This is a genomic window from Sorangium sp. So ce394 (genome assembly GCF_051474665.1).
GTDB lineage: Bacteria > Myxococcota_A > Polyangia > Polyangiales > Polyangiaceae > Sorangium > Sorangium cellulosum_D.
On the sequence record NZ_CP150339.1, the window covers coordinates 5,630,073 to 5,654,205 of the forward strand.

Annotated in this window: 22 protein-coding genes; 12 read left to right on the top strand and 10 right to left on the bottom strand. The window is 73.6% G+C overall.

Annotated features, from left to right (window positions below):
- Window positions 1-161 precede the first annotated feature (161 nt).
- Window positions 162-1,661 (top strand): serine/threonine-protein kinase, encoded by a 1,500-nt coding sequence (locus tag WMF33_RS20605; protein WP_437338740.1) that lies wholly within the window; start codon window positions 162-164, stop codon window positions 1,659-1,661.
- Window positions 1,662-1,669: 8 nt separating this feature from the next.
- Window positions 1,670-2,578, top strand: a complete 909-nt coding sequence (locus WMF33_RS20610; protein ID WP_437338741.1) for a LysR family transcriptional regulator — start codon at window positions 1,670-1,672, stop codon at window positions 2,576-2,578.
- Window positions 2,579-2,592: 14 nt separating this feature from the next.
- On the opposite strand, the gene dut is transcribed toward WMF33_RS20610, so the two are convergent.
- Window positions 2,593-3,048, bottom strand: a complete 456-nt coding sequence (dut, locus tag WMF33_RS20615) for a dUTP diphosphatase (RefSeq protein ID WP_437338742.1) — start codon at window positions 3,046-3,048, stop codon at window positions 2,593-2,595.
- A gap of 50 nt (window positions 3,049-3,098) precedes the next feature.
- A complete protein-coding gene (locus tag WMF33_RS20620; RefSeq protein ID WP_437338743.1) occupies window positions 3,099-4,478 on the bottom strand; it encodes a site-2 protease family protein in 1,380 nt (459 codons plus the stop codon).
- A 148-nt stretch (window positions 4,479-4,626) separates the two neighbouring features.
- Here WMF33_RS20620 and WMF33_RS20625 point away from each other — a divergent pair, with 148 nt between their 5' ends.
- Entirely contained in the window at window positions 4,627-5,499 is an 873-nt protein-coding gene (locus WMF33_RS20625) for an SGNH/GDSL hydrolase family protein (protein WP_437338744.1), read from the top strand.
- A 119-nt stretch (window positions 5,500-5,618) separates the two neighbouring features.
- Here WMF33_RS20625 and WMF33_RS20630 read toward each other — a convergent pair whose 3' ends face one another.
- The 5 genes from WMF33_RS20630 to WMF33_RS20650 form a co-directional block, all read right to left on the bottom strand.
- The gene (locus WMF33_RS20630) at window positions 5,619-6,371 is read right to left on the bottom strand and encodes a lysophospholipid acyltransferase family protein (RefSeq protein WP_437338745.1); all 753 of its coding nucleotides are present in this window, start codon (window positions 6,369-6,371) and stop codon (window positions 5,619-5,621) included.
- A gap of 137 nt (window positions 6,372-6,508) precedes the next feature.
- Entirely contained in the window at window positions 6,509-6,940 is a 432-nt protein-coding gene (locus WMF33_RS20635) for a secondary thiamine-phosphate synthase enzyme YjbQ (RefSeq protein ID WP_437338746.1), read from the bottom strand.
- Between the two features lie 9 nt (window positions 6,941-6,949).
- Complete coding sequence (locus WMF33_RS20640) at window positions 6,950-7,837, bottom strand: HvfC/BufC family peptide modification chaperone (protein ID WP_437338747.1); 888 nt, start codon at window positions 7,835-7,837, stop codon at window positions 6,950-6,952.
- Window positions 7,821-8,693, bottom strand: coding sequence for an MNIO family bufferin maturase (gene bufB / locus WMF33_RS20645; protein WP_437338748.1), 873 nt, complete (start codon window positions 8,691-8,693; stop codon window positions 7,821-7,823). The genes WMF33_RS20640 and bufB overlap by 17 nt, the downstream gene beginning before the upstream one ends.
- Before the next feature lie 67 nt (window positions 8,694-8,760).
- Window positions 8,761-9,045, bottom strand: coding sequence for a hypothetical protein (locus tag WMF33_RS20650; RefSeq protein ID WP_437338749.1), 285 nt, complete (start codon window positions 9,043-9,045; stop codon window positions 8,761-8,763).
- A gap of 346 nt (window positions 9,046-9,391) precedes the next feature.
- Between WMF33_RS20650 and WMF33_RS20655 the strand changes: the two genes are divergently transcribed.
- The 3 genes from WMF33_RS20655 (at window position 9,392) to WMF33_RS20665 (ending at window position 12,012) form a co-directional block, all read left to right on the top strand.
- Window positions 9,392-10,420 (top strand): hypothetical protein, encoded by a 1,029-nt coding sequence (locus WMF33_RS20655; protein WP_437338750.1) that lies wholly within the window; start codon window positions 9,392-9,394, stop codon window positions 10,418-10,420.
- Window positions 10,401-11,441 carry a hypothetical protein gene (locus WMF33_RS20660; RefSeq protein ID WP_437338751.1) on the top strand — a complete coding sequence of 347 codons (1,041 nt, stop codon included), beginning with the start codon at window positions 10,401-10,403 and terminating at the stop codon, window positions 11,439-11,441. Before WMF33_RS20655 ends, WMF33_RS20660 begins: the two co-directional genes overlap by 20 nt.
- 94 nt (window positions 11,442-11,535) lie before the next feature.
- Window positions 11,536-12,012: an SRPBCC family protein gene (locus WMF33_RS20665; protein ID WP_061624192.1), complete on the top strand. Its 477-nt coding sequence runs from the start codon at window positions 11,536-11,538 to the stop codon at window positions 12,010-12,012.
- Window positions 12,013-12,553: 541 nt separating this feature from the next.
- Here WMF33_RS20665 and WMF33_RS20670 read toward each other — a convergent pair.
- Window positions 12,554-15,157 (bottom strand): efflux RND transporter permease subunit, encoded by a 2,604-nt coding sequence (locus tag WMF33_RS20670; protein ID WP_437338752.1) that lies wholly within the window; start codon window positions 15,155-15,157, stop codon window positions 12,554-12,556.
- Between the two features lie 302 nt (window positions 15,158-15,459).
- Between WMF33_RS20670 and WMF33_RS20675 the strand changes: the two genes are divergently transcribed.
- Complete coding sequence (locus tag WMF33_RS20675) at window positions 15,460-16,122, top strand: HAD family hydrolase (protein WP_437338753.1); 663 nt, start codon at window positions 15,460-15,462, stop codon at window positions 16,120-16,122.
- A gap of 59 nt (window positions 16,123-16,181) precedes the next feature.
- On the opposite strand, the gene WMF33_RS20680 is transcribed toward WMF33_RS20675, so the two are convergent.
- Together WMF33_RS20680 and WMF33_RS20685 are read right to left on the bottom strand one after the other, a co-directional pair.
- Window positions 16,182-17,042 carry a hypothetical protein gene (locus WMF33_RS20680; protein ID WP_437338754.1) on the bottom strand — a complete coding sequence of 287 codons (861 nt, stop codon included), beginning with the start codon at window positions 17,040-17,042 and terminating at the stop codon, window positions 16,182-16,184.
- 13 nt (window positions 17,043-17,055) lie between these two features.
- Window positions 17,056-18,138, bottom strand: a complete 1,083-nt coding sequence (locus WMF33_RS20685) for a fatty acid desaturase family protein (RefSeq protein ID WP_437338755.1) — start codon at window positions 18,136-18,138, stop codon at window positions 17,056-17,058.
- 334 nt (window positions 18,139-18,472) lie between these two features.
- Here WMF33_RS20685 and WMF33_RS20690 point away from each other — a divergent pair, with 334 nt between their 5' ends.
- The 5 genes from WMF33_RS20690 (at window position 18,473) to WMF33_RS20710 (ending at window position 24,127) form a co-directional block, all read left to right on the top strand.
- Window positions 18,473-19,294, top strand: a complete 822-nt coding sequence (locus WMF33_RS20690; protein WP_437338756.1) for a fatty acid desaturase family protein — start codon at window positions 18,473-18,475, stop codon at window positions 19,292-19,294.
- A 660-nt stretch (window positions 19,295-19,954) separates the two neighbouring features.
- A complete protein-coding gene (locus WMF33_RS20695; protein ID WP_437338757.1) occupies window positions 19,955-21,784 on the top strand; it encodes a phage tail sheath family protein in 1,830 nt (609 codons plus the stop codon).
- A gap of 11 nt (window positions 21,785-21,795) precedes the next feature.
- Window positions 21,796-22,323: a phage tail protein gene (locus tag WMF33_RS20700; protein ID WP_061624199.1), complete on the top strand. Its 528-nt coding sequence runs from the start codon at window positions 21,796-21,798 to the stop codon at window positions 22,321-22,323.
- 2 nt (window positions 22,324-22,325) lie between these two features.
- On the top strand, window positions 22,326-23,057 hold the full coding sequence (locus WMF33_RS20705; protein WP_437338758.1) for a phage baseplate protein: 732 nt from the start codon (window positions 22,326-22,328) through the stop codon (window positions 23,055-23,057).
- Entirely contained in the window at window positions 23,054-24,127 is a 1,074-nt protein-coding gene (locus WMF33_RS20710; RefSeq protein WP_437338759.1) for a hypothetical protein, read from the top strand. Before WMF33_RS20705 ends, WMF33_RS20710 begins: the two co-directional genes overlap by 4 nt.
- The last annotated feature ends 6 nt before the right edge of the window (window positions 24,128-24,133 follow it).

Genomic DNA, 24,133 nt, shown 5'->3' on the forward strand with positions numbered 1-24,133 from the left:
CGTGGCGGGCGAGGAGCCCGGCCCTCGAGGCGCCCAGTGCGCGCGGGTAGGCAGACAGGCGGGCAGGCAGGCAGCGCAGCCAGGGCAGGCGAGGCAGGCGCCGCGAGGTCGATGCTCCCGGGCCTTTCGAGGCCGCGCCGAGCTCGTGTACGCTCCGGCGGATGGCCGATGACGTCTTCGGGATCGTCGGCACGACCCAGGGGGCGTTCAAGGTGGAGCGGGTCGTCGCCGAAGGGGGGTTCGGCGTCGTGTACCGCGCGTACCATGAGGCGTTCCGCGCGCCGGTCGCGCTGAAGTGCCTCAAGGTCCCCGGGACGCTGCCCGAGGAGCTGCGCGCGCAGTTCCTCGACAAATTCCGCGAGGAGGCGGAGCTCCTGTTCCGCCTCTCGGCCGCGATCCCCGCGGTGGTCCGGCCGCTGCACCACGACGTGATCTCGACCGCGGGCGGCGTCTTCGTCCCGTTCATCGCGCTGGAGTGGCTCGAGGGCAGCACGCTCGCGAGCCACATCGCCGCCCGCGCTGCAGAGCGGCGGCCGCCGCTCTCGCCGATCGAGGTGATCCGGCTGCTCACCCCGGTGGCGCGGGCGCTCGAGGTGGCGCACCGCTTCCCCGGGCCGAGCGGCCCCACGTGCGTGGTGCACCGCGATCTCAAGCCGGCCAACATCTTCCTCGCCCAGACCCACGGCGCCGAGGTCGTGAAGATCCTCGACTTCGGGATCGCCCGCGCCCGCGACGCCGCGACCGTCATGGCCGGCCAGACCGCGACCACGTCGGGCGGCCTCTCGACGGCGTTCACGCCCGCGTACGGCGCGCCCGAGCAGTGGGCGCCGAAGCGCTTCGGCAAGACGGGCCCGTGGACCGACATCTGGGGCCTCGCGGTCACCGCGGTCGAGGCGCTCGCCGGCCGCGAGATCATCGCCGGGGATCACGTCGCCATGATGGGCACGGTGCTCGACGAGAAGCGCCGCCCCACCCCGAGGAGCGAGGGCGTCCTCGTGCCCGACGCGCTCGAGGGCGCCTTCCGGCGCGCGCTGGCCGTGGATCCGCGCGATCGCTTCCGGGACCTCGGCGCGTTCTGGGACGAGGTCGAGCAGGCGCTCGGGCTCCCGCAGAGCGCGCCGCCGATCGCGCTGCCCGGCCGCGGCCCCGCGCCGCCCGGCGCCCGCCGCCCCTCGGCGTCGCCCGCGGCCGCGCTATCCACGCGCGCGCGGGATCGCCCGGGCGCCGGGCTCACGTCGCCGGCGTCGTTCGCGGACGAGGCCACGCGGGAGCTCGATCTGCCGGAGCGCGGCGGCCGCCTCCCGGCGCACAGCCTGCCCACCGAGCCGGTCGTGCCGCTCGCGCTCGACTGGTCTCCCCCGGCGCCCCCGCCCTTCGCGCGGCCGTCGTACGCGCCGTCGCGGATGCCGCCCCCGATGATGGCCCGCGCGCCCGCGCGCCCCAGCCTGAGCGCCGGCGAGCTCATGGCCATGTTCGCCTTGCCCGTGCGGCTCGCGGGCGCGGCCGTCGTCATCACGCTCCTCGATCTCGGGGCCGCGTCGCTGCTCTTCGACGGCGAGCGCATCGGCGTGGGCCCGCTCCGGCTCCTCCACCTCGCGGTGGGCCTCGTGGTCCTGGGGATCGGGATCGCGGTCTTCCGGCTGTTCGCGTCGGATCGCTAGCGCGCTCCATGGCCGCGAGATCGCAGGACCTCGGCGACGCGCGATGGGACGACATCCGCATCTTCCTCGCCCTCCACCGCCACGGCAGCCTGGGCCAGGCGGGCGTGCGGCTCGGCCTCGACACCTCGACGGTGAGCCGCCGCCTGACGGCGCTCGAGGCGACGCTCGGCGCGCGCCTCTTCGATCGGACGCGCGAGGGCCTCGTCCCGACGCGCGTCGCCGAGCTCGTGCTGCCCGCGGCCGAGGCGATGGAGGCGGCGCACCGGCGCCTCGCGCGCGACGCCTCGGGCGCCGAGGCGGACGCGGAGGGCGTCGTGCGCCTCAGCGTCGCCCCCGGGTTCGCCGACTCGTTCGTCGTGCCGACGCTGGTGCGCCTCCGCGCGCGTCACCCCGGGATCCGGATCGAGCTCGACGCGTCCGTGCGCGTGCTCGATCTCACCCGGCGCGAGGCGGATCTCGCGCTGCGCTCGGTCCGGCCGGAGGGCGCCGACCTCGTCGCGACGAAGCTCGCGTCGGGGCGCTGGGTCGCCGCGGCCTCGGCGGAGCTCGCGCGGGACGCCGGCCGCGTCGAGGCGTGGGACGCCCTGCCGTGGATCACCTGGGATCGCGACCTCGCCAGCTTCCCTCCGGCGCTCTGGCTCGCGCGCCACGCCCCCGGCGCGGAGATCGCGCTGCGCACGAGCTTTTTCCGGTCGCAGATCACCGCGGCCGAGCTCGGCCTCGGCGCCGCGCTGGTCCCGGAGCCGTACCTGCGCGTGCACGCGCTCACGCCGCTCGGGTTCGCGGGCGCGCTCGAGGCGAGCGCGGCCGAGTGGCCGACCGACCACCTCTGGCTCGTCGGGCACCGCGCCCTGCGCGACGTCCCCCGCGTGTCCGCGGTGTGGAGCTTCCTGGTCGAGGAGCTCAGGTCGCGGTGAGCCGGCGCGCGGCGCTAGGGCTCGCGGCGTACGCCCGTCGAGCCGTAGCCGCCCGCGCCGCGCGCGGTGGGCGCGAGCGCGGAGACCAGGACCACGTCGGCGAGGGCGACCGGGCAGATCACGAGCTGCGCGATCCGATCGCCCCGGCTCACGGTGAACGGCTTCGCGCCGAGGTTGATCAGGACGACCTTGATCTCCCCGCGGTAATCCGGGTCGATCGTCCCGGGGGAGTTGAGCACGGTGATCCCGTGGTGGAGGGCGAGCCCCGAGCGCGGGCGCACCTGCCCCTCGTAGCCGTCGGGGAGGGCGACGGCGTAGCCCGTGGGCAGGAGCTTCCGCTCCCCGGGCGCGAGCGTCACCGGCGCGTCGACGGCGGCGCAGAGATCGAGCCCGACGGCTCCCTCGGACTTGTAGGCGGGCGGCGGGACCTCGACGGATCCCACCTGGAGGAAAGGCACCTGGATGCGCACGCGCCGGAGCCTAGTTCAGCGCCCCGGCGATCCCGTCAGGATTTCCGCGATCACGGGCGCGGCAGCACCGCCTCGAGCCCCGAGCCGCGGAGCGCCTCGAGCGCCGTGTCCGACCACGCCCGCGCCCGATCCGAGAAGCCGGCCTCGACCGCGCGCCGGAGCAGCTCGAGCGCGCCCTCCAGGTTTCCGTCCTTGGCGCTCGCGCGCGCGGCGCCGTAGGCGTCCTCGCTCTGGCCCGCGCGGCGGAAGATCGCCTCGTAGAGCCGCGCCGACCAGTCGAACGCGCCGTGCGCGAACGCGATCTCCGCCATCCTCCGCGCGTCGTCCTCCGAGAGCTGCTCCACGATGTCGAGCGCGACCGCGGCCGCCCGCGCCACCTCGCCTTGCTCGACGAGCACGCGGATCAGCGGCCCAGCGACCTCCTTCCGGTCGTCGCCGGCCTCGCGGGCGGCCTCCAGGACCTTGCGCGCCTGCCGGAGCTCGCCGAGCGCGAGGTGCACCGCGCCGACCAGCGCCGGATCCGGCTCGCCGTGCTTGCGCGCCTGCGCGAGCGACTCGCCCGCGCGCGTCGTGTCGCCGAGGAGCAGGTGCGACCAGCCGATGAGCTCGTGCGCCTCCCGGATCGCGCGCTTCGGCGGCGCCGGGGACTGCGCGAGCACCTCGTTCGCCAGCGCCATCGCCTCGTCCGTCCGCTCGTCCTCCACGGCCCGGCGCGCCCGCTGGAGCAGGACCGCCGTCTCGGGCGGCACCGGCTCCTCGTGGAGCGCGGCGCGCCGGCGGTTCATCGCCGGCGACGAGGCCGCCGGCTCGCTGCGGAACCGCTGCAGGCTCTGGAAGGCGGACATGACGAGGATCAGCGAGAAGAAGAAGAACCCCGCGCGGAGGAAGAAGATGGCGAGCAGGACGGCGGCGACGCCCGAGATCCCCGCCGTCAGCCGGCCCCGCCGCGGGCCGAGCGCGTGCTCGAGGACGTGGCCGCCGTCGAACGGGAGCACGGGGATCAGGTTGAGGATGCCCCACCACACGTTGACCGTGATGAGCATCTCCATCCCGCTCAGCACCATGATCGGGAGGGCGTAGAGCGCCGGAACATAGAGGAGCAGGAGGTGCAGGACGCCGGCGACGAAGAACCCGGCGAAGGGGCCGGCCAGGCTGATGATCACGTGCTGGAGCCGACCGAGCGGCAGGAGCGACCGCCATGTCGTGGTCCCCCCCATGAAGTGCAGCGTGATCTCCGGCTCGATCCGGTGCCGCTTGATGGCGAACGCGTGACCGAACTCGTGCATGAGGACCGACAGGAAGACCACGAGGACCCACACGAGGAACTGCTGGTACTGTTCCCTGGCCAAGATCCCGAACCCGAGCAGCGCGGCGGAGAGCCAGAACCCGAGCTGGACGTCGACCGAGACTCCAAACAGACGGAAGCTCATGCGCATGTAATAAGGCCTGCGGGCCGTCTGCTCAATGATTGCCGTGCGGACGCGGCCTGCCCTAGAGTGCGCCGCGCGACCTTTTCGCGCGGCCGCGTGCCCCTCCGGCGCCTCCGGCCGCGCGCTCGACGCGGCGTTGGGAGCGAGCATGGGCAGCGGGATCCGGGTCAGGAAATGGGCGTTCGCCGGGGTTGCCGCGGCGGGCATGGCGTGCGGCGCCGCGCCGCCGCCGGGGCCGCCCGCTCCGGCGCCTCCGGACGCGCCGCCGTCCGGGGTCGCGCCGGCCCCGGCCCGCCCTCCGGAGGCCGCCGCGCCGTCCGCGGCGTCCGCGGCCGCCGTCGCGCCGCCGCCGGCCGCGCCGCCGGAGTTCTCGGTTCCGCCCAACACGGCGGTCCTGCACATCGGCGACTCGTTCGCGCTCGCGGGCTTTGCGCAGGCGCTCCGTCCGCGGATGGAGGCGCACCGCGTCCGCTACGCGGTGAAGGCGGAGACCAGCTCGTACACGGTGACGTGGGCCTCCAGGATGGAGCTCCTGGTCGCCAACTACCAGCCGGACCTCGTGATCATCAGCCTCGGCGCCAACGAGGTCGAGAACGTCAATCCCCCGGCCCACGCCGGCGCGGTCCGGCGCATCGTCAAGGCGATCGGCGGCCGCCCGTGCGTGTGGGTCTCCCCGCCGCTCTGGCGGAAGGACACCGGGATCATCGACGTGATCCGGACCAACTCGGCGCCGTGCCGCTTCTTCGACTCCGACGCGCTGGTCCCCGGCCCCCTCCCGCGCAAGAAGGACAAGATCCACCCGAACGAGGTGGGCGGCGCGCGCTGGGCCGACGCCTTCTGGGCCTGGCTCATGGCGGAGCACCTGCCGCCGGGCGAGGGCGAGGACGGCGAGGCGACGAAGCGCAGCCCCTGGGCGCTCCGGCCGTCCCCGCCGGAGGAGCACCGATCGCGGGCGCAGCCGCCGGAGAGCGCGCTCCAGCAGGGAGAGCCGGCCGCCGCTCGGCACGTCGAGCGGCTCTGAATTGCTCCGGGCACGATCTCGCGCACGCGCACGCGCACGGGGATGCCAGACGAGGACGGGAGAGGGGAGACGGAAGACGGCACCATGGGCCGCCCGAGCGCGAAGCCCGCCGCAACCCCCTACGCCGGCGACGACGTCGCCACCCCGACCCCGCGGTGGACCAGCCCCGGATCATGCCCGAGCGCACCCGCGATCGCCGCGCGCACGTCCCGCATGAGCCGGTTGCGCCCGCCCGCGCCGTAGGGCGCCGGATCGATCGGCGGCATGATCGTGACCACCACCCGGTGGTGCTGCTGCACCACGAAATCCTTCGCCCTCAGCACGTGCCGCGTCCCGTCGATCGCGACCGGGAGGATCGGCGTGTTCGTCTCGATCGCCATCCTGAACCCGCCGCTCTTGAACGGCAGGAGCGCGCCGGTCCGGCTCCGCGTGCCCTCCGGGGCGATCCAGACCCGCGTGCCGTCCTGGAGCATCGAGGCGCCGACCTGCAGGCTCGCGCTCGCCTGGACGTGGTCGCTCCGGTTGATCCGGATGAACCCGGCCGCCTTCATCGCCTGGCCGAAGACGGGGACGTTGAACAGCTCCTTCTTCGCGATCATCCGGAGCCGCCCCGGGATCGCCCGGAACACTACCGGGATGTCGAAGAGGCTCTGGTGATTCGACATCACCACGAACGGCCGCATCCCCGCCGCATGCTCGCGCCCGCGCACCACGAGATCCACGTCGGCGTCCTCGAGGACCTTGCGCGCCCACCAGTCCAGCCGCTCATCGCAACGCTCGAGCGTCACGCGGCCCATCATCGCGTCCACCACGGTCGGAACGCAGATCCGGGCCGTGTCGAAGATTCCCATGAACGTCGTATGAAGGCTCATCGCTCTGGTTCCGCTGGGTGAGGGGTCGCGTGCGCGCTCGCGCGATCAGGCCCTGCCGGGCGCGGCGGACGAGCGGCCCTCCGCGGGGGCGCCGTGCTCATCCGTCATCCGGCGTGCGAACGCTTCGAGTATACCACTCAACCCGCAGCTGTGGTGCCCGTTACCGTCACCACCACGCGGCGCACGTGCGGAGAACTACGGTGCTCCCAGACATACAGGGCTTGCCATGTCCCGAGCGCGAGGCGGCCGCCGGAGATCGGGATCACCTCGCTCGATCGGGTGACGGCGCTGCGGAGGTGACCGGGCATGTCGTCGGGGCCCTCGTCGTCGTGCTCGTAGTCGCGGCCCTCCGGCGCGAGGCGCGACATCCAGCGCTCCAGATCGCGGAGGACGGCCGGATCGGCGTTCTCCTGGATGACGAGGCTCGCCGAGGTGTGCTGGAGGAACACGGCGCAGAGCCCGACGTCGACGCCGGCGCTGGCGACGACGCGCGCGACCTCGCGCGTGATGTCGATGAAACCGCGGCCGCTCGTGCGGACCTCGAGCGTGCGCTGGACGATGGTGGTCACCGCGCCATCTTAGCCGCGTTCGGCGCCGGAGCCCGGCGCGACGTCGACGATCAGCCCCCAGCTCGTCCACTGCTGGAACCAGGCGCCGACCCGCGCGCCGAGCGCCGCGCTCGCCGCCTCGCGAGCGCCCGCGGCCTCGTCGACGCCCGCGGCCACCTCCTCGCACGCCGCCACGAGCGGCACACCCCGCCCGAGCGCCTCGAGGAGCGCGAACGCCGGGGGCTCGAGCTCCTCGCAGCGCATCGTGAGATCGGCGTCGCTGCGGAAGACGGCGAGCCGGACCGGGCGCGGCGCGGGCAGCGCCGGCGACCTGCCCTGCCGGAGCTCGCTTCGGAGGGCGTGCGCCGGGTAGCGGAGCTGCATCAGCGCGAGCAGCGGATGGAGGACGATCCGGGCCGTGGACCAGCCGTCCTCCGGCATGCCCGTCACCTTCGCCGGATCGAGCGGCGGCGGCGACGCGCCGTCGAACCGATCGACGAGCGCCTGCTCGTAGCGCGCCACGTCGCGCGCGAGATCCCGCAGGGCAGGGGGGAAGCCCTCGTGCGCGGCCGCGAAGTCGGCGACGCGCCGCCCGAGATCGCGCAGGGTGAAGCTCGCGGGCGGGTGCGCCGCGAGGTACGCCCGGCAGAGCGCGTCGAAGCCGTCGTCGCCGAGGACGTGCGCGAGCGCGGGGAAGTCCTCGCGCAGGGCGCCCTGGTGGCGCAGCCAGAACTGCCGCCGGTAGATGTCGGCCTGCTCGGCGGGCGTGAGGCGACAGCTCCCGGCGACGTGCGCGCGGCACCGCGCGGCGAGCTCCGGGTCGTCGGGGAGCGGCGCGCCGGCCGTGAACAGGCGGGCGAGCTCGCCCATCATCGCGGCGAGCCCGGGCGGGGGCGCGGCGTCACGCGGCGCGCGCACGCGCCACCTCCTCCCGGATCGCGCGCGCCTTCTCGGCCTCGGCCGCGAGGACCTCGAACGCCGGCAGATCGTCGTCCCACTCGATCAGCGTCGAGACGTCGCCCGTGTGGCCCAGCACGCGCCGGTACAGCGCCCACACGGGGTCGGCCACGTGATCGCTGTGGGTGTCGAGGATGTACTTGCCCTGGTCCGTGTGGCCGGCGAGGTGGATCTGCACGACCCGGTGGTGCGGCACGCCGTCGATGTAGGCGCCCGGATCGAAGCCGTGGTTGTGCGAGGAGACGTAGACGTTGTTGACGTCGAGCAGGATGCCGCAGTCGGCCTCCTCGACGACCGCCGAGAGGAACGCCCACTCGCTCATCCGGCTCGAGGTGAAGGTCAGGTAGCTCGACACGTTCTCGAGGGCGAGCCGCACCTCGAGGAAGTCCTGCACCACACGTGCCCGCGCCGCGACGTGCCGCACGGCCTCGTCCGTGTAGGGCAGGGGGAGCAGGTCGTGCAGGTGGACGCCGTGCGCGCCGCTCCAGCAGAGGTGATCGCTCACCCACGGCGAGCCCACCTTGCGGAGGAGCGCCTTCAGCCGGCGCAGGTGGTCGAAGTCGAGCGGATCGGTGCTGCCGATCGACAGCGAGACGCCGTGCTGGACGAGGCGGTAGCTCGCGAGGGCGCGCTCGAGGTTGGCGATCGGCATGCCGCCGTCGACCATGAAGTTCTCGCTGATGATCTCGAACCAGTCGACCCGCGGCCGGTGCTCGAAGATGTGGCGGTAGTGCGGGATGCGCAGCCCGACGCCGACGCCGAGGTCGGGGAGCCCCAGCCGCATGCGCTCGAGGTTCGCGCGCTCGAGGTTCGCCATGGGTCACCACGTCGCGAAGGCGCCCGGCCCGCGGGGTCGCGGTCCGGGCGCCGCGCGGCTCAGCGGCTCAGTGGCCGCCGCAGTCGGCCGGCTTGCAGCCGCCCTGGCCCTTGCACTCGTTCTGGCCCGCGCACCCGTGGGTGTCGCTCTTGCAGCCGCCCTTGCCCTTGCACTCGTTCTTGCCGGCGCAGCACTCCTTGGCGCCGGCCGGGGTCGCCTCGGCGGCCGCCGGCTCGGCCGGGGAGGCCCCGGTCTCGGGTTCGGGCGGCGGCGACGAGGCACAGCCCGCGAGGCCCGCCACCATGCCCGACACCGCCGTGAACGCCAACGACTTGCCCATGTCCATCGCCATCGGAGCCTCCACCTTCGTCATTCATCGAGAGCACCGAGCCCATCGCGCGCCTCGCCCGCATGGCGGCCCGCGCGTGTGGGCTCCTCGGGCCTCGCCGGTCTCCTCGACCGCGCCGAGCCCTTCGCTACGCGTCCTTACGGCCGACCGGCTGCGCGGTTTCACCTCGGACGCGTTGATTCTTCCTTCAACTCCCCGTAAGTGAGCGGCGTTGACCTCCAGGCCCACGCGAGCCCCCCTTGCGCGCACCGCGTCCGGCGGCGTGTCCTCTGCGGCTCGGACGGCCGGCCAGCGCGCGGCGTTCCACGTACGACGTAGCTTGCTTCGGAGCGCTCGCGCAAGACAAAGCGTGCACGGCGGCGCGGCCCGGCCGGTGCTCGCGGTGCGCGCGGTGGTCGCGACGCTCGCGACGCTCGCGGCGGTCGCGCTCAGCGCGGCGGGCTGCAGCGGGGCTGCGGGCGAAGGGGCCGATGCGGCCGGGCGCGAGGTCTCGATCGCGGCGGCGGCCGCGGAGCTCGAGGCCATGAGCGGGGCCGTCCTCGAAGGGCGCGAGGCCACGTTCCGGGACATCCTGGCCGACACGATCGCGAAGGACGCTTACCTGTGCCTGCCGGCGCCGCGGGACGTCTTCCACGGGGAGGCGCCGGAGGGGGAGCGGCGGATCGCCGGGATGATGCCGCACTATGGCCTCTTCTTCGGCCCGATGAGCTACCTCGTGCGGCGGCGCGGCGGCGCCTGGGAGGTCGAGGTCCGCATCGCGGTCGATCCGCCGGCGGGCGCTGGCGCCTGGCTCGAGCTGCCCGACTGCGGGCTGGCCGGCGCGCTCGGGGGCGCGATCGCGTGCCGCGGGACGCCGTACGCGCGCTCCGGCTCGACGGACGCCTGCCCTGGCTCCGGCGAGTTCTCGGCCCGGGCGACGCCGGCCGCGATCCGCGCGCTGCTTTCGCGCTGGTCGACCGAGGTCGAGGGGTACTGGAACCGCGACGCGCGCGCGTTCGGGCTGCCGGTGCGGTACGACTTCGACTTCGTGCTCGGGGACGACGCGCGCGGGAGGGCGCTCCGGGTGGACCTCGCGGTGCCGCTCTCGCCGACCTGCGGGCGGACGCCGTACTTCAGCGCGATGCGGGCCGGCTGGTCGCTGCCGGTGCTCGCGCACGAGGTGGGGCACGTGCTCGGGCTGCTCGACGAGTACGAGGCGCTCTCCGGGATCGTCCGCTGCTACCCGAAGACGCCGTTCCCGGGCGCCGAGATCAGCCGGATGGGGCTCTCGATGCGGGAGCAGACGCTGCTCTTGCCGGTGCACCATTACCTCGTGCTCCGCCGCTTCTTCTGCCGGGCGCCCGCGTCCATGGATCCCTATGCCGGCGCGATCCGCTGAGCGCTCCGCGCGGCCTCGCGCCGTCCGTCGCCGCCTCGCGGCCGCGGCGCGCGGGCGCGCGTCGCTCGCGGCCGCGGCGCTCGCGTGCGCGGCGCTCGCCGGCTGCCGCTCGGAGCGAGACGGCGGCGCGGCGGACGCGGGGGCCGGCGCCGTGGACGGCGGGGCTGGCGCGGTGGACGCGGGGGCCGGCGCCGTGGAGGCGGCGCCGCCGCTCGTGGGGGCGCCGCCCGGCCCGAGGGCGCCGGCGCCGGTCGCGGAGCCGCGCTGCCCGCCGGAGATGGTGCGGGTGGCGCGCCGGTTCTGCGTGGATCGCTACGAGGCGGTGCTGCTCGACCGGGAGACGGGGCTCGAGATATCGGCGTTTTACCCGCCGTCGCGGCAGGCGGCCGCGTCGGTGGAGCGCGCGTGGTCGAAGATGCGGCTCCAGCTCGGCGACGCGGAGGCGCGGAGCATGGAGCTGCCGCTGCTGCCCGGGTGGCAGAAGCAGCGCGAGTTCGAGCCGCGCGCCGTGTCGCGCCGGGGCGTGCTCCCGCAGGGCTACACGACCGGCGCGCAGGCGGAGCTCGCGTGCCGGAACGCGGGCAAGCGGCTCTGCACGCTCGACGAGTGGCGGACGGCGTGCCGCGGCGAGCGCGACGAGCAGTTCCCGTACGGGCCGACGTACGCGGACGGGAAGTGCAACGTCTTCCGCGAGGCGCACCCGGCCGGCGTGCTCCACCGCGACGTGAGCCTCGGGCACAGCGATCCGCGGCTCAACCTGGTGCGCGTCGCCGGGGCGCCTCTTCTGCGGCGTACGGGCGAGACCGCGACGTGCGCGAGCGCGTGGGAGGGCGACGCGATCGCCGACATGGTGGGGAACCTGGACGAGTGGATCGACGATCCCGAGGGGACCTTCGTCGGCGGGTTCTATGCGCGCGCGACCCGGGAGGGGTGCATGGCGCGCGTCGCGTCGCACGATTTCACGTACTTCGACTACTCGACCGGCGTGCGCTGCTGCGCGGATCTGCGCGAGACGCCGTGAGGGGTGCGTTCACGGCGGCGCGGGGCGATCTGGTAGCATCGTCCGCTGCGCGGAAGGAAGTCGCGCTCGTGCGACGCCGCGGGGAGGAACATCGATGCTCGCAGCCCGGTATCACGTCTACGATTCGGCGGTGGTGGACGCGCCCGTCGAGGACGCATGGCGAGAGCTCCGCGACGTGGTCAAGCTCCTGCCGATCGTCTTCGGCGACGCCGTCAAGGACTACCGGTACATCGACGGCGGGTCGGCGGAGAAGATCCCGTCGCGCTTCGAGTTCACGCTCCATCCGTCGGGAGAGAGGGCCCTGGAGGAGGTGGTCGCGCGATCCGAGACCGAGCGCTCCGTCACGTACCGGCTGCTCGGGCAGGTCCTGGGCGCGGAGGGGTACATCGCGACGTATCGGCTCCGCCCCGTCACGAGCGAGCCGGGCAAGACGTTCCTCGAGTGGTCCCGGGAATTCGGCGTTGCGCCGGGCCACGAGCCGGAGAAGGTCGCCCCGTCGATCGCCGCCCTCACCGCGAAGGAGCTCGTCGCCATCAAGGAGTACTTCGCGCAGCGGCGCCGCTCCGGGTGATAGGCAGCGGCCCCGGTGGAGCGCGCGGGCCCATGTCGAGCACGCACGGTCCGGCGAGGGGTGGCCGCGGGGGCTAACGTCGGAGCGGATCCGTTGACGGGGGGTGGCGCCGGGGGGGGCGTAACGGATCGCAACCGTTAGGAGGGGCTGGCGCCGGGGGGGGCGTAACGGATCGCAACCGTTAGGAGGGCTGGCGCCGGGGGGGTTGTAACGGATCGCAACCGTCGGGAGGGGCTTGCGCCAGGGGGGTCGTAACGGATCGAGTGCTCCCGCAGGGGCCGGCGCCAGGGGGGTCGTAACGGATCGAGTGCTCCCGCAGGGGTCGGCGCCAGGGGGGCGCAACGATCGAGTGCTCCCGCAGGATCTGGCGCCAGGGGGCCCGTAAAGGATCGAGCGCTCCCGCAGGGCCCGGCGCAGGGGGGCTGTAACGGATTGAGTGCTCCCGCAGGGGCTGGCGCAGGGGGCGACTACAGATCGTGCCCGCCGGCGGGGGCGAACTCAGCGTGTCGCGAGCGATCGGGCAGGGCCGCCGTGGCCGCGCTCAGGTCGTCGGGCGGCCGACGGCGAGGAAGCTCTCCTCGCCCTTCGGGCGCCGCCGGTCGCGCCAGAGGAGCGCGGCGGGCAGCACGAGGACGGCGGCGAAGAGGCAGGCGAGCTCGCCGATGACGGCGGACACGCCGAGGCTCCGCACGGCGTGGTTCTGCGAGCGCACCAGGGCGAGGTAGCCCAGCGTCGTCGTGAGGCTGCAGAGGATCACCGCGCCGCCCGTCTCGCGCACGGCGGTCAGCGCGCCGCCGGCGCCCTCGCGCACATACCGCTGCACGATGTTCACGGCGTAGTCGACGCCGATGCCGAACGTCAGCGGCAGGGCGATGAAGTTCAGGAAGTTGAGCTTCACGCCCAAGAGCACGAGCAGCCCCGCCATCCACAGGACGCCGACGAGCAGCGCGCCGAGCACCGCGAACGCCGGGCGGCCGCCGCGGAAGGCGACGAGCACGACGAGGACCGTCGCGGCCAGCGAGAAGAGCACCGCCGGCGGCACGTCGTCGATGACCGCCGCCCACATGTCCGCGTAGATGACCGCGCGCCCCGAGCCGCGCACGACGCTGCCGTCCGGCAGCCGCGTCTCGCGGTACGCGTCCGCCCAGCGGAAGAGGTAGTGCGCGTCGTGCACGCTCTCGGGCGTGATCGGGCTGATGTACACGATGCGCCCGCGCGTCCCGTCCGTCTCCGTGAAGGCCCGCGCCACCCCGGCCGGCAGGTCCTCGATCCCGAACGGCGCGAGATCGTCCGGCGGAATGACGGCCTGGATCCGGCTCCAGTCCTCGTCGCCGATGAGGCCGCGCTTCTTCGCCCGGAGCACGCGCTCCTTGATCTCGAGGAGCAACGGGATCTTCGCCGTCTGATCCTTCGGGACCAGATCCTGGAGGGCGTAGATCTCCTTGAACGGCTTCTCGCCCTCGGGCGCCGCGTCGCGCCGCGCGTAGAGCGCCGCGCGGAGCGGCTCGACCTGCTCGGGCCGATCCACGAGGATCGCCATGCCGTCGGTGCCCACGTAGCCCGTGATCTCCTCCGCGAGCGCGCCCAGCCGGATCTCCTCGGCGCGCGCTCTCTCGTCGTTGCGGAGGTTCCGGAGGTCGTACTCCATCGGATCGGCGCGCACGTACGCGACCGTCGCGACGAGGCCGACCGCGGCCAGGGCGAGGCCGGCGACCGTCAGCGCGACAGGGCTCCGCGCCGCGAGCCGCGCGAACGGCTCGCCGAACGCGATGCCGCCCTGGGTGCGCCGCCGGAGCCTGCCGAGCAGGCCCGGCGACTCCCGATCGAGGGGGCTGAGCCGCTCCATCACGGCGAGGACGCTCGGCAGCGCGAGGAACGTGGCGACCCAGCAGAGCACCATGCCGGCGCTGCCGATCAGCCCGAAGTCGTGGAAGCCGCGGAACTCGGTGACGAGCAGCGAGCCGTAAGCGGCCGCGGCGGCGCAGCCGGCCGTGAGCGTGGGCAGCCAGGTCTCGCGGTGGGCGACGCGCACGCCCTCGAGCAGGCTCGCGCCGCCGCGGCGCGCCTCCAGGTAGCGCGCCATGTAGATGATGCCGAAGTTGATGCCGTTGCCGGCGACGATCGAGAAGAGGAACCCGGTCGCCATGTTGAGGTGGCCGATCGCGAGCTGCGTGACCCCGAACGTCCAGGCGACGCCGGTGCCGATCGTGATCAGCATGGCGACGAGCATGCGCACGCGCAGGTAATAGAGGAACACGACCGCCGCGATGAGGACGGCGCCCGCGACGCCGACGTCGGTCAGGTCCTCGTTGATCGCCGCGTACTCGGCGATGCCGGTCTGCAGATCGCCGGCGAGGCCGTAGGTGATCCCGGGGTCGAACGAGGCGGGGCGCACGCGATCGACGACCTCGCGCACGCGGCGGATCGCCTCGCTGCCGGCGGCGAAATCGCTCCCCAGCACCTTCGAGCGGATGGCGACGACGACGGTCTTGCCGTCCTTCGACTGGTAATAGCCGTCGGGGTAGCGCCCGGCGTCGATCCCGTTCAGGCCGAGGCTCTGCTCGATCGAGCGGGCGCTCACCTCGGGCGGCGGCTCGTCCTCGTCGAGCAGCGCGCCGGTCGCCTTGTTGACCTCGTAGGCGTAGCGCGCCTCGATGTCGTCCCGCAGCTTCGTGAGCCGGTCGCGATCGACGTAGAGCCCGGCGCGCGGCGAGAGGTAGCGGAACGCCTCGTGCACGCCGTCCTCGACGCTGCCGACCCACGGCGGCCCGAGCCGCTCGAGCTCGGGCACGAGCGCGTCCGCGGCCTTCTGGAGCGCGACCGTGGGCGTGCCCTCGCCGCCCTGCAGCACGACGAAGAGCGTCGACACGCCGGCGGTCTTGGCCGCGACCCGGTCGAGCTCCTGCACGCTGGGCCGGGACGCCGGCAGGAGCGACTCGAAGCCGGTCAGCACCGTGAGCCGCGTCGCCAGGAAGAGGGCGATGACGGTGAGGAGCCCGGTCGCGAGCAGCGGCAGCGCCGGCCGGTTCACCTGGAGCTCGGCGAGGCGCGCGGCGAGCCCGCCGCCCTTCGAGGAGGGCGGCGCGGCGTGGGGGGAGGAGGCGTGGGATGGCGAGGTTGGCGAGCGAGGCGTCGCGGGTGGCATCTGCGGAGAGGGCATGAGGAGGTCAGGGGATCCGGGGGGCTTGAAAACGGTGAGCGCGCGAGCGCGCCGGAGTGAGCTACGCCCTACCTAGGGAACAGCTTCCCCGCGGAACAGCGGAGCGCGCTCGGCGAGGCGGCCGGGCCCGGCCGACGTCGGGAGGCGGCCCGAGGATCGCGGGGGAGCGATAGCAGAAATCCGTGACGCAGCGACCGGTCGCCGGCGGGGAACCCTGCGAGCAGCGAACGGGCGTGCGCGCCGGCGCCGTGGAGATTCCGCGGTGCGGCGGGTGCTAGTGTCTTTCCATGTCGCTCTCGCAGCCGAAGGCCGTTCTCTGGGATCTGGACGGGACGCTGATCGACTCCAGCGAGCTCCATTTCACCGCCTGGCGAGACGCGCTCGCGGCCGAGGGGCGCACTTACGACCGCAGCGACCATGATGCGGTGTTCGGGATGCGCAACGACGATCTGCTCCGCCGAATGATCGATCCGGGGATCCCGGAAGCCGAGATCGCCCGGATCGCCGGCGCGAAGGAGCGGCGCTACCGGGAGCGGGTGGCCGCGTCGGGGATCGAGCCGCTGCCCGGCGTGCGCGCGTGGCTGAGCGCGCTCCCCCGGCGCGGCTTCCGGATGGCGATCGCGTCCTCCGCGCCGCGCGAGAACCTCGACGCGATCCTCGCGGCGACCGGGCTCGCGGGCGCGTTCGACGCCGTCGTCAGCGGCGAGGAGGTGTCGCACGGCAAGCCGCACCCCGCGGTGTTCCTCCGCGCGGCCGAGGCCGTGGGCGTCCCGCCGGGCCGGTGCGTCGTGGTCGAGGACGCGCCCGCCGGCGCCCTCGCCGGCAAGCGCGGCGGCATGAAGGTGATCGGCGTGGGCCCACGGCACGCGGCGCTCGACGCGGATCTCTCGGTCGAGCGGCTCGACGAGCTCCCCGAGGACGCGTTCGATCGGCTCCTGTCGCCCGGCTAGAGCGAGCGGGAGCGAGGGCGAGGCGACGCTCGCGCGCTCGTTCGATCGGCGCCTCGCGCCTAGCTGGAGGCGGCGCGCGGCGACGCGCCGCCCGCGCGCCTGCGGACCCAGCGGCCGCGCGCGGGCGCGGCGCTCGGGAGGCGCGCGGCGTCGCGCAGGGCCGTCCCGAGCGGCTGGACGAGCAGGAAGAAGGCGAGGCAGAGCGCGCCGCCCGCGGTGCTCAGCGGCCCGAAGCGCGGCCGCGACAGCGCGAGCGCGGTGCAGCCCACGAGGCCGCCGAGGACGCCGGCCACGCCGAGCGAGAGCAGCGCGAGCTTCCGCCGGCAAAGGGCGCGCGGGTCCACGCTGGACACGAGCGCGGGGCGCATGCGATCCGCGCCGCCCGCGCCGTCCACGGCGCGCTCCACGTCGCCGAGCAGCCACACCGGCGCGCCCGGGCCGATCCGGGCCTCCACGGTCCGGGAGAAGCCGCGCGGCTTGCGCGCATGCTGGTAGGCCTCGTCGAAGCGCGCCTCGGAGGGGCACGCGGACGCCGCGCGGATCTCGGCCCGCGACACCCAGACCTCGCCCTCCACGGCGGGCGCGATCGCGATCTCCCGCCCGCCCGCGACGACGGCGCCGCCGTAGATCTCGCCGCCGCGGCCGCTGTCGGCGAAGACGATCTCCTCGCGCGCCGAGCCGCCGGCGCCCGCGCGGCCCACCTGCTCGATCCGGTGGCCGGCGAGCGCGCCGCCGCGCCCGTCGCCGCGGAGGACGCGCGCCTCGATCAGCGCGGCGCCGCGTTGATCAGGGCGCGCGCCGAGCCGCCGGAGCGTCGCCGCGACGGCCGCGAGCTGCTTGAGCGCGGCGGCGGCGATGAGCAGCGTGTTGACCCAGAGGATGGCCAGGGCGAGGGCGCCCATGAGCTCGCGCGTCAGCATCGCTCGGCGCGCCTTACACGCTGGCGGCCTCGGCCTCCGCGCGGCGGAGCTCGCGGGGCGAGAGCGCGATCGGCGGAGCGGACCGCTCCGCCTGGGCGACGTCGCGCGGGGCGGGCCGATCGAAGCGGAGCACGTAGGTCCGGAGCAGGTAGCCGAGCATGCTCGGCTCGTTCAGCCCAGGATCGATGCGCGGGGCGACCTCGCGCTGGTGCGCCTCGGCGAGCACCGACCAGTGCAGCCCGGCGCGGTTGTGGTGGATCGTGTGATAACCGTTGTTGCACATGATCCAGTTGAAGGCGCGTCCGACGAAGTTGCGCGAGTGGTTCCACTCGCTCCGGACGTCGCACCCGTCGTGCTGGATGAGGTTGATCCGGAGGATGCAGCGCGCGCCGTAGAGCTGCGGGAGCACGACGAAGAAGAGCGCCGTCCAGAAATCGACGAGGAGGAGCGCCCCGGTGAGCCCGAAGGCGAAGACCGTCTCGAGCCGGTATTGCCGGACGTGCTCGGGCCGGCCGACCAGCGCGTTCCAGCGCGCGACGCCGGCGAAGGTGTTCGGCCCAGCGACGTTGGGGAAATGGATCAGATTGAGGAGGTTCCAGCGAAACGAGACGTGCTCCGGCGCCGCCCAGTCGGGCTCGCCCTCGTCGTCGAAATGGTGGTGGACCAGGTTGTGAGAGGGGACGTTCGCCGACGCCGGGTAGAGCGCGCCGAAGCTGAGCACGCAGCGGAAGAGCATGTTGAGCCGGCGGCTCTGGAAGATGCCCTGGTGCAGGTGGTTGTGGATGACCACGGCGTTCAGGAAGCTCAGGCAGCACGCCGCCGCGAACACGACGACGTTGCGGCACGCGGGCGCGCAGAACATCGCCGCGAGCAGGCCGAGGTAGGCGGCGACGATCCCGATCTGGCGCCACTCGGCCGGGTGCTTCACGAGCCACGGCGCGCGCCGCGAGCGCCGGGGCTGGCCGCGCGCGTCCGCGCCCTGCTGCCCCGCCCGCTCCCCCGGAGCGGGCGACGCGTCCCTCCCCATTGCCCCGGCCGCGCCGGGGCGCTCCTCGCCGCCGGACGCTGGAGCTCGTGTGGCGACTTCGGCTGTCACCCCACCGTCACTATCACTGTTGCCCAGATCCAACAACGTTGAGCGAGCCGCGCGGAGGCGCCTCGCACGGTCGCGTCGCCCGCGCCGCCGCTCCTGGGAGTCGCGCCGCGCTGCGAACTCACGTTCGCAGGCCGATCTGCGCGTGGGCCCCAGCGGCGCGCCGAAATCCAGCTCGGCGCGGCGGGAGCGCGGACAATCTATGGACGGAAGTAAGGAACCGGTGTAATCCAGATGTCTCGACAACGGCGTTCGCGGCGAGGCGGAGCGGCCCTCGGCGTGGGGCCATCTCCGCGCCAGGGCAGCGCCGCCTCGGGCGCGGGGGAGGCTCAAGCACATGTCGGTGATCGTTTCCACGTTGACGTCGCTGCCGTTCACGCAGCTCCGACGAAACCGATATTTCTATCTTTATTACGACGGGTTCTACGCGCTCGCGTGCGTGGCCCTCCTCGCGTGCATGCTCCTCGGCGGGCACGAGCCGCTCATCGAGCGATGGGACAGCCGCCTCTGGCTGCTCCTGCCGCTGGTCTGCCACGCGCAGATCCTTTGCAGCGTGTTCATCCACAACGCGACCCACAACAACTTTCCGCGGCCGATCAACCGGCTCGTCGGCGAGCTTTGCGGGCTCGTGGTGCTCACGCGGTTCGCCTCCTGGGAGGTGATCCACCAGCGCCACCATCGTTACTCGGACGACGTCGACAGGGATCCGCACCCGGTCGTGGCCAGCTACTGGGCGTTCCTGGTGCAGACGGTGGTGAACGTGGAGCGCCAGCTCCAGCAGATCTACTTCGATCTTTACGGCGATACGCCCGAGAGCCGCCGTTACGAGCGGGTCCGCGCGTACGTGAGCTACGCGACGAATCTGCTGCTCATCGCGTGCTGGTACGTGTTCCTCGGCCCGGTCGCGTTCTTCTTCCTCTTCGTGCCCGCGTCGATCGTGGGTTTTCTGCACCTCGTGCACTTCAACTGGTCGACGCACAACGCGTCCTCGCCGGGCGGCGACTTCAAGCCGGTGAACCTGAACCACGGGTATTACTGGCTCGGCAACCTCCTCTGGCACGGCATCTACATGCACGCGAACCACCACAAGCGCGCGGGCCTGTTCAACCCGGCGAAGCTGACGCCGGGGCTGCCCATCACGAGGCCGGGGGCGTCCTGATTCGGCGTCGCCTCGCGCGTCCCCGGTCGCGCAGGAGGTCTTGCCGGGCCGCCCGGCCCCCCCGGGGAGGGCGTTCGTCGCGCCGGCGGAGGCCGGCCGAGCTCGCCCGAGACGTCGTATCGAGGGACGACGCCGGCGTGGACCAGCTGCGCCTGTGGCGCCGCCTGGAGGCCGAGGGCGCGCCGATGAAGCCCTTCCCTGCCGACTGACGCTTCGCGCCCGCCCGCCCTCCGACCCGGGTCTCGCCCCCGGCACCGACGGGGGCAGCCGCGCTCGCAATAGAGCAACGCCACGCGGTCGCCGAGACAACGCGCCCTCGGGCGTGGAGCAGCCGCCCAGAGCCGGTGGAGAAGCCTGAGCGCTAGCCGCCTCCGAAGGGCGTGCCCGCGCCGGACGCCCGCGCGGCCAGCTCGCCGGCCGGGATGAACGAGAATAAACGAAGTAGATTCATGAAGTTGAACGTTAATCGAGATGGGCGCGGAAAAATATTTTGACACAAGGCAATGCAATCTCGTACAGGTCATTACGTCGTGGTCCGAGCCGGACGCAACGACAGTAGACGTTTTCCTTGAATGAATCGGGCGATCGGCGGGGGGCTGCCGCGCGAGCGAGCGTGTTCGTCCCGTGCTTGGATTGCGCCGAAAATGAGGAGGGGTCGCCATGCCCAGTGCGCTCACATATCCCGGTGTGTACATCGAGGAGATTCCGAGCGGCGTTCGCACGATCATGGGGGTGGCGACGTCCATCACCGCGTTCGTCGGGCGCGCTCGGAAGGGGCCGACCGATGTCCCTGTTTTAATCAACAATTTCGGCGATTTCGAGCGCAAATTCGGCGGGCTATGGGCCGACAGCACCATGAGCTATGCCGTGCGCGATTTCTTCCGCAACGGCGGCGGACAAGCGCTCATCGTGCGTGCCTATAACGACGGCGCGGGCACGGGCACCGGAACAGGCACGGGCACCGGAACGGGTACCGGAACGGGCACCGGAACGGGTACCGGAACAGGTACCGGCACGGGCACTGGAACAGGCACCGGCACGGGCACCGGAACAGGCACCGGCACGGGCACTGGAACAGGCACCGGCACCGGCACCGGAACGGGCACCGGCACGGGCACCGGAACAGGCACCGGCACCGGCACGGGCACGACGACCGGCGCGTCCCGTATCGTAATCGACTCGTCGCTCACGCTGGAGGCGGCGAGCCCCGGCGCGTGGGGCGACGCGCTGCGCGCGCGGGTCGATTACGACGTGGCGCCCGGCGACGCGTCGCTCTTCAATCTCACGCTCGCGCTCGTTCGACACGACGCGAACGGCAAGGTCGAGGCGGTCTCGGAGATCGAGGTCTTCCGGAACGTATCGCTCATGGAATCGCACCGGCGGCGCGTCGATCGCGTGCTCGCGGCCGAGTCCCAGCTCGCGTGCACGCCGTCGTCGTTCACCCCGGCGACCGGCGCGGCCACGCGGCCCGCCGCGCACGCCAAGCCCACGTCGCAAAACCCGCTCTGGGGGAGGAACTCGGGCAATACCACGAGCGTCGGAATCGACGTCGGCGGGAGCGCCGGATCGGACGGGGCCGCGCTCACGCAGGCGATCCTCACCGGGGGCACGACCGCGAGCGATCGGACGGGGCTCTACGCGCTGGAGAAGGCCGATCTCTTCAACATGCTCTGCATCCCGCCGCACGATCGCGAGACCGACATCGAGAGCGCGCTCGTCGAGGACGCGATCGCGTACTGCCAGAAGCGCCGCGCGGTGCTCATCATCGACCCGCCGCTCGCGTGGAAGACCCCGGACGCGCCGGCCACCACGATCGACACGGCGCCCATCGGCAGCGTGAGCCGCAACGCGGCGATCTTCTTCCCCAGGCTGCGCGCCCCGGATCCCCTGCGGGAAAACCAGCTCGAGGACTTCGCCCCCTGCGGCGCGGTCGCGGGCGTCATCGCGCGCACCGACGGCGAGCGCGGCGTCTGGAAGGCCCCCGCGGGCCTCGCCGCCACCCTCGTCGGCGCGCCGGATCTCTCCGTGAAGCTCACCGACGACGACATCGGTCAGCTGAACCCCCTCGGCGTCAATTGCCTCCGCGCGATGCCCGGCGCCGGGCGGGTGGTGTGGGGCTCGCGCACCCGCGAGGGCTCCGATCGCCTGGCCTCCGAGTGGAAGTACCTCCCGGTGCGGCGGCTCACCCTCTTCATCGAAGAGAGCCTGTACCGCGGCACCCAGTGGGTCGTCTTCGAGCCGAACGACGAGCCCCTGTGGTCCTCGATCCGCCTCAACGTCGGGGCGTTCATGCACTCGCTCTTCCGCCAGGGGGCGTTTCAGGGAAAGACCGCGCGCGAGGCGTACGAGGTCAAATGCGACAGCGAGACCACGACGCAGAATGACATCGATCGGGGCGTCGTGAACATCGTCGTCCGCTTCGCGCCGCTGAAGCCGGCGGAGTTCGTGGTGATCAAGATCCAGCAGCTCGCCGGCCAGGTCCAGGTCTAAGGAGGGGCGTCATGGCGCAGTTCACCCAGAATCCCAATCGGCTCGATCCCTACAAGAACTTCAAGTTTCGGGTGCGCTTCGGCAACGACGTCGTCGCGGGCGTGAGCAAGGTCGGCGCGCTCAAGCGGACGACGGAGGTGGTCAAGCACCGCGACGGCGGCGACTTCTCCAGCAGCCGCAAGTCGCCGGGCCGCACCGAGTACGAGGCGATCACGCTCGAGCGCGGCGTGACGCACGACAAGGAGTTCCAGAACTGGGCCCGCGCGGCGCAGGCGTTCAACGTCGTCGGCAGCTCCCCGGAGCAGATGGGGCTCGGCAACTTCCGCAAGGACATCATCATCGAGCTCTACAACGAGTCCGGACAGAAGGTGCTCGCCTACAAGGTCTATCGCTGCTGGGTGTCGGAGTACCAGGCGCTCCCGGATCTCGACGCCAACGCGAACGCCGTCGCGCTCGAGCACATCAAGATCGAGAACGAGGGCTGGGAGCTCGACGAGAGCGTCACGGAGCCGAAGGAACCCGACGCGACCCCGAGGTGATCGTGCGCGCGCTCACGGCCGTCGACGTGCTCCAGCTGTGGGAGCGGTGCGCCTCGCTGCACCCGGTGGATCGCGCGCTCGCGATGCTCCAGGCAGGGTGGCCGCACGACGCCCCCGAGGCGCTCGCCGCGCTGCCGATCGGCGAGCGCGAGCGCCGCGCCGCGGCCCTGCGGGTGCACACGTTCGGGCCGCGATGCGAGGGGGTGGGCGAGTGCCCCGGCTGCGGGGAGGTGTACCAGGTGGATCCGCCGATCGACGCCATCCTCGCGGCCCCGGAGGCGCCCCGCGAGCCCGTGGCGCTCACGGTCCTCGACCACGAGCTCGTCGTGCGGGTGCCCGACAGCCGCGATCAGGCGGCGCTCACCTGGTGCCACGACGCCGACGAGGCGCTGCGCGTGCTCGTCCGCCGCTGCGTCCTGTCGGCCTCGCGCGGCGGGCAGCCGTGCGACCCGGCCGCGCTCCCGGAGGCCGTGCTCGCCCGGGTCGGCGACGCGCTCGCGGCGATGGACGAGAACGCCGAGACGCTCATCGAGCTCGCCTGCGCGCGGTGCGAGCACCGGTGGGTGCTGGCGTTCGACGCGGGGGAGTTCCTCTTTCGCGAGGTGACGGCGAGGGCGCGGCGGCTCGTGTACGAGGTCCACACCCTGGCCCGCAGCTACGGCTGGCGCGAGGCGGACATCCTCGCGATGTCCGGGCGCCGCCGGGAGGCGTACCTCCAGATGGTGGGGCGATGAGCGGCTACCTCTCGCGGCTCGTGCAGCACACGCGCGGGGAGCGCGCGGTCGTGCGCCCGTTCACGCCCGCGATCACGGCGCCCGACCCGGGCGCAGAGGCGTGGGACGACCGGACGGCGCACGCCGCCGTGGCCGATCCCGCGGGGCGCGCGACCGACGAGGCGACGGGCGCGCCGAGCGCGCTCCCGCTGCACCCGGCGGCGCGCGGACCCGCGCCGCGCGCCGCGGCAGCCGCGGCGCCGGGAGCGCGTTCCTTCGAGGAGCCGACGGCGCTCGCCGCCCCGGTCGATTCGGTCGGTCGCGCGTCCGACGGCGCTGCGCGCGCGGAGGAGGCGATGCCGCCGGGCCCGCGCGCGCCGGCGAGCGGCCTCCTCGGGAGCGGCGCGCACCCGCCCGCGTCGGCCGCGCCCGCCGCGATCGAGCCCGCCGCGCCAGGGGGGCGCGCGCGCGCCGAGGCGCCGGCCGGACGCGAGCCCGCCGCGGCGCCGCTGGCGAAGCCGGCGCCGCGCGGAGATCGCCTCGCGGCACCGCCGCCCGTCGAGGGGCGCGCCGCGCCGCCGTCCGGCGAGGGCCGCCTGGCGCCGCAGCGCGAGCCGCGCGTCGCGGGGCAGGCGCTCGCCGACATCGCCGTGGAGGCGCCGCCGCCTGGAGCGACAGGGGAATCCGGCGCCGGGACATGGTCGTCCGTGGCGCCGATCGACGCGGAGGCGCTCCTGGATCGACGCCCGGCGGCGCGGCGCACGCGCGCCGGAGGGGCGTGGTCCGCGGACGGGCGGCCGCTGGCGCGCCCCGCCCCGTGGGCGGGCGAGCGCGGTCCCGACGGCGAACGCGCCACCCCAGGGGCGCGGACAGGGGATGGGGAGGCGCCCGGGGCGCACGGGAGGCCCTCGCCGCCGCCCGGCCCGCCGGCGGCCGAGGCGAGCGGCGCTGGGCCGACGGTCGAGGTCTCGATCGGCCGCATCGAGGTGCGCGTCGCGCCGGCGCCTCGCGCGGCGCCGCGCAGCGCCGCGGCGCCGCCTCGTCCGGTGGTCGACCTCGGCGAGTATCTCCGGCGACGCGAGCAGGGGTGAGGGACA